At 67.2% G+C, this 4,122-nt stretch carries 4 protein-coding genes and 1 pseudogene; 4 read left to right on the top strand and 1 reads right to left on the bottom strand.

Annotated features, from left to right (window positions below; all coding sequences use genetic code 11):
* The first annotated feature begins 155 nt into the window (after window positions 1–155).
* Together ACZ7NC_RS44725 and ACZ7NC_RS44720 are read left to right on the top strand one after the other, a co-directional pair.
* Window positions 156–650 (top strand): reverse transcriptase domain-containing protein, encoded by a 495-nt coding sequence (locus tag ACZ7NC_RS44725; protein ID WP_471497965.1) that lies wholly within the window; start codon window positions 156–158, stop codon window positions 648–650.
* On the top strand, window positions 533–808 hold the full coding sequence (locus tag ACZ7NC_RS44720; protein ID WP_471497961.1) for a group II intron maturase-specific domain-containing protein: 276 nt from the start codon (window positions 533–535) through the stop codon (window positions 806–808). The genes ACZ7NC_RS44725 and ACZ7NC_RS44720 overlap by 118 nt, the downstream gene beginning before the upstream one ends.
* Window positions 809–1,032: 224 nt before the next feature.
* Here the strand turns inward: ACZ7NC_RS44720 and mihF are convergent, their stop codons facing one another.
* A complete protein-coding gene (gene mihF / locus ACZ7NC_RS44715) occupies window positions 1,033–1,344 on the bottom strand; it encodes an integration host factor, actinobacterial type (RefSeq protein WP_471497958.1) in 312 nt (103 codons plus the stop codon).
* 366 nt (window positions 1,345–1,710) lie between these two features.
* On the opposite strand from mihF, the gene ACZ7NC_RS44710 reads away from it, so the two are divergent.
* Together ACZ7NC_RS44710 and ACZ7NC_RS44705 are read left to right on the top strand one after the other, a co-directional pair.
* On the top strand, window positions 1,711–3,318 hold the full coding sequence (locus ACZ7NC_RS44710; RefSeq protein WP_471497954.1) for a carboxylesterase/lipase family protein: 1,608 nt from the start codon (window positions 1,711–1,713) through the stop codon (window positions 3,316–3,318).
* Between the two features lie 265 nt (window positions 3,319–3,583).
* Window positions 3,584–4,033 (top strand): annotated as a pseudogene (locus ACZ7NC_RS44705) (transposase); the annotation flags it as partial.
* Between the last annotated feature and the right edge of the window lie 89 nt (window positions 4,034–4,122).

Raw genomic sequence — 4,122 nt, 5'->3', positions numbered from 1 at the left:
CCAGTCCACGAGCCGTCAAACGCGTCCACGTGAACGCCTACAGAAAGAAACTCCGCACCGAAACTACCATCCACCACTCCGACCCGCCCAACATCAAAATCCTCGCCGTTTCTTAACTACGCGGCATTGCCCCACAAGGCTCATCGGTTTCACCGGTGCTGGCGAACCTGTTCATGCACTACGCGTTCGATACCTGGCTGACCCGGCACTACCCGGGCGTGCCGTTCGAGCGGTATGCCGATGACGCGGTCGTGCACTGCGTCAGCGAGCGCCAGGCCCAGGATGTCCTGGCGGCGCTCGGGGACAGGATGGAAAAGGTCGGGCTGTGGCTGCACCCCGACAAGACCCGGATCGTGTACTGCAAGGACCGTTCGCGGCGCGGCTCATACGAGCACGTCGCGTTCACGTTCCTGGGGTTCACGTTCCAGCCGCGCCAGGTGCGGGACAGGAATGGGCGGCGTTCTCTCGGTTTCCTGCCCGCTATCAGCAACGATGCCCTCAAGAGACTCGCGCAGTCGTTCGTGGTTGGCGGCTGCATCATCGGGTCAACCTCACCGAAAAGGAGCTCGCCAAGGCGATCAACCCGATCGTGGCGGGCTGGATGCAGTACTACGGCCAGTTCTACAGGTCGAAGCTGTATCGGCTCCTGACGCGCATCAATGCCTACCTGATGCGCTGGGTCCGCGCGAAGTACAAGCGGCTGCGAGCACGGAAGAAGGCCCATCAGGCGTGGCTGAGGGTGACCAAGAAGTACCCGAAGCTGTTCGCGCACTGGAAGTGGACCACCACCATGCCCGCCGTCTGGTGACCAGGGTGACAAGAGCCGTATAAACCGAGAGGTTTACGTACGGATCTGTGGGAGCCGAGGGGTGCGATTCCCCTCGGCTACCCGACCGCCTCCGCGAACTTGACAGCACCGGCGCTTGAGCCGCCGCCCGCTGCGGGCGCCGCGGCCCTACGATGGTGGGTATCCCGTCCCGGTGGCTTCCCCCGTGCCACCGGGACGGTCCCTTCTCCGGCGGAAGGGGTCGGTCAGGCTTGCGGCGGGAAGAGTTCGAGCAGGCGTTCTTTCTGCCGGGCGCCAAGTCCCTGGACGCGGCGGCGTTCGGAGATTTCGAGGTTGTCCAGGAGTTGGCCGGCGCGGACCTTGCCGATGCCGGGCAGCGACTCCAGCAGTCGCTTCACGTAGGTCTTGCCGATCACCGTGTCGTCGCGTCCCAGCACCTCGCTCAGTGACACCTTCCCGCCCTTCAAGGCGGCGAGCATTTCGCCTCGTTCCTTGCGGACGGCGGCGGCCTTCTTCAGTGCCTCGGCGCGGGCCTCGGCGGAGAGCTTGGGCAGCATGGCGCCGCTCCTCTTCTTCTCGTGACGTTCGTTGCGGGGCTCATCATCCCCCCGCCGCAGGCGCGGTGACCAGCGGCTTTACGGATTCTGCCCCGGTGGGGCCTTGACTTCCCCGTGCGCGGTCGTGGTCACAGGGCCGGTTCCAGCAGGTCCGCGGCGCTCTGCTCGTCGTGCTCGCGTAGCATGCGCATGACGGTCGCGGGGGACGGGTGCCGGCCGCGTTTCTTGCCGGTGCGGATGACCAGGCGGCGGGAACTGGGGCCACGGCTGTTTCGGCCATAAGTGGTGGTGGCCGTTCCAGCGGGTCTACGAAGGTCAGCATAGTTGTCTCCGATCATGTTCGTGCCACCAAGGAGACCTATGTCCTTGTCTGCAAGATTCCTGCGCCGGGCGCGCCGGGGTGTGCTGTGTGCCGCTGTCGCCTTCACGGTGCTTGCTCCGCTGCCCGCTCAGGCCGCCCCGATGGACGCCCCTGCTGATGTGCCGGCTGTGGTCCGTACCGAGAACGGCTGGGTGCGCGGGGAGGCTACCGTCGAGGGCCGGCAGTTCCTGGGCATTCCCTACGCTGAGCCAGCCACCGGTGAGCTGCGCTGGCAGGCGCCCCGGCCCGCCGGGAACTGGCAGGGCGTGAAGGACGCCACCCGCTACGGCAACTACTGCGCGCAGAACGCCTGGTATCTGCCCGGCTATGAGACGCAGCACACGACCGAGGACTGCCTTGACGTCAACGTCTACACCCCCACAGCCGCCACCGAGGTGAGCAGGCTGCCAGTGATGGTGTGGATCCACGGCGGCGCCAACGTAGGCGGCGCGGGACGCGACATCCTCCCGGACACCTTCGCCCGCCGCACCAACACCGTCGTCGTCACCCTCAACTACCGCCTCGGCGCCATGGGCTTCCTCACCCTTCCCGGCACCACCGGCAACTTCGCCCTGCTCGACCAGCAGGCCGCGCTGCGCTGGGTGCAGGCCAATATCGGCCATTTCGGCGGCGACCGTACCCAGGTCACCATCGCCGGCGAGTCAGCCGGAGGCGGAGCGGTCTGCAGCCAGCTCGCCTCCCCCGCCGGCCACGGCCTGTACCGGGCGGCCATCATCCAGAGCGGCGCCTACTCCGACTGCCGGGGCAAGACCCGCGAGACGGCCGTCACCGACGGCCTCGCCTTCGCCGCGAAGCTGGGCTGCACCGAGCCGGCGAATGCTGCCGACTGTCTGCGGGCCAAGCCCGCCAAGGAGATCCTCGACGCCCAGACCGGCGGCCCCGAGGTCTGGAACTACACCGTTGGCGGCCCAGAGCTCCCGCTCCAGCCTGCCGAGGCCTTCACCACCGGCCGCGCCTCCCGCGTCCCCGTCATGAACGGCGCCAACAGCAAGGAAGGCCTGAGCTTCGCCTACGACATGTTCGACCGCGCAGGCACCCCGCTGACCGCCGACGCCTACCCCGGGGCCCTCACCTCCGCGTTCGGCGAACACACCGGCAGCCAGGCCCTGGACCGCTACCCGCTGAGCGCATACCCGCGGCCCAGCTACGCCTACGCCGCCGCTTTCGGTGACCAGCTCTTCGCCTGCCCGGCACTGCGGACCAACCCGCGCCTGGCCCAGCGAGGCCAGGCTTACGCCTATGAGTTCGCCGACCGCACCTCGCCGCTGCCCGTCGGTGTCCCTGCCGGCACCGACTTCGACTTCGGCGCCACCCACGCAGCCGAGCTGAACTACCTGTTCAAGCCGTACGGCCGCTCCGCGGATCTCAACGCCGAACAACGCACCCTGGCCACCCAGATGACCGCGTACTGGGGATCCTTCATCCACGGCTCGGCCCCGCACGCCGAGGGACAGCCGGCCATGCCGGAGCACACCACCAGCGGGGGCCAGGTGCTTCAGCTGCGTACCGCCTCCGCAGGCGGCAACACGACCACAACGACACTGCCAGGAGAACACCACTGCGACCTGTGGGACGCTGCGACAGGCTCCTGACCCCCCGTTATGTTCTTCGCGGTCCTGCAAGAGGACCGCTGGCCTCCGGGCCCGGTATGGCTGTTCCCCCCTGACGAACCGATGACCTGGGGGGTAGTGCCGCCGGGCCCGAGAGGCGCCGTTGGAGACGCTGATGAGAGGTCCGACTACCACCCGGTCCGGCGCAATGCCGGACAGCTCGCGGGCGGCAGGTCTGCATAACGTGTATGCGCGCACGACGCCAACGCCCAGGCCAGCACACACGACATCCGTTCGGGAGGACGGCTTGAACGACAGCGACGACATAGGCGTCTTCCTGGGCCTGGACGTCGGCAAGAGCGCCCACCACGGGAACGGGCTGACCCCGGCCGGAAAGAAGGTCTTCGACAAGCAACTGCCCAACACCGAGCCGAAGTTGCGGGACGTCTTCGAGAAACTGAAGACCAAGTTCGGAACCGTCCTCGTCGTGGTGAACCAGCCCGCCTCCATCGGCGCCCTGCCCCTGACCGTCGCCCGCGACACCGGCTGCAAGGTCGCCTCCCTGGTATCGAAGATTACCGACGTGGTCGCGGACGAGATAACTGCCTGGCAGAACAGGCCAGTTGACGAGGTCTACCCCATCCTCTACATCGACGCGCTGAGTGTGAAGGTCCGCGACGGCGGCATGGTCACCAACAAGTCCGCCCACCTCGTCATCGGCGTCGATGTGGACGGCATCAAGAACGTGCTGGGCCTTGTCAAGTTGCCGATGGTGTAGGTGAGTTGGGGCAGGTCGGTGGTGCTGGCTGTGCCTGGCTCAGGCGGTCGCTGTCGTATTGGCGGTGG

The organism is Streptomyces sp. NPDC111802 (assembly GCF_055634335.1).
The sequence above is the reverse complement of the archived record's forward strand: the minus strand, read 5'-3'. Positions and strand labels throughout refer to the sequence as shown.